The following is a 653-nucleotide window of genomic DNA, read 5'->3' as shown; positions in this document are numbered from 1 at the left end:
CAAATCTGGTGACGGGGGGAGTGGCAAAATCATACCAAACCTGCAATCCCTTAAGAAGGCCTATGGTGATGAGCGCCTGGAGGCTGCATGCAGGCGCGCGTTGATACTGGGAAGCTGCCGTTACAAGAGCATCGAGTCCATCCTCAAGCATCGCCTGGATCAGCAGCCGCTGGAAGAACAGCAAGAGCTGGCGTTACCCGATACCCACGACAACATCCGCGGCCCCGCCTACTATCACTGAAGGAACCTGACATGCTAAAGCATCCTACGCTGGACAAACTCCACAGCCTCAAACTCACTGGCATGGCGGCGGCCTTGGCTGATCAGTCAGCAACGCCCGACATCCACGAACTGAGCTTCGAGGAGCGCCTTGGCCTCCTCGTCGATCGGGAGATGACCGAACGCGAGAACCGGCGCATGAGCAGCCGGATGCGCCAAGCCAAACTGAAACACAACGCTACCCTGGAAGACCTGGATTACCGAAGTGCCCGCGGTCTGGATAAAGGACTGATCCAGTCACTGGCAGCGTGCCACTGGGTGAAGGAACACCTGAACGTGCTCATCACCGGTCCGACTGGTGTGGGTAAAACCTGGCTTGCCTGTGCGCTTGCGCATAAAGCCTGCCGGGAGGGATACACCGCACAGTACGTACG

Annotated in this window: 1 protein-coding gene and 1 pseudogene; both read left to right on the top strand. The window is 58.2% G+C overall.

All coding sequences use genetic code 11. The annotated features are described in order from the left end of the window. A pseudogene (locus ADINL_RS02165) lies at positions 1 to 241 on the top strand (hypothetical protein); the annotation flags it as partial. 11 nt (positions 242 to 252) lie between these two features. Beyond that, positions 253 to 653 (top strand): ATP-binding protein (locus tag ADINL_RS02160; protein ID WP_036543471.1); only part of this gene is annotated, 401 nt, incomplete at its 3' end.

Origin of the sequence: Nitrincola lacisaponensis, from assembly GCF_000691225.1 — a bacterium.
In the GTDB taxonomy this organism is placed as follows: Bacteria; Pseudomonadota; Gammaproteobacteria; order Pseudomonadales; family Balneatricaceae; genus Nitrincola; species Nitrincola lacisaponensis.
Note: the sequence above shows the minus strand (reverse complement) of the source record. Positions and strands in the feature narration are given on the sequence as shown.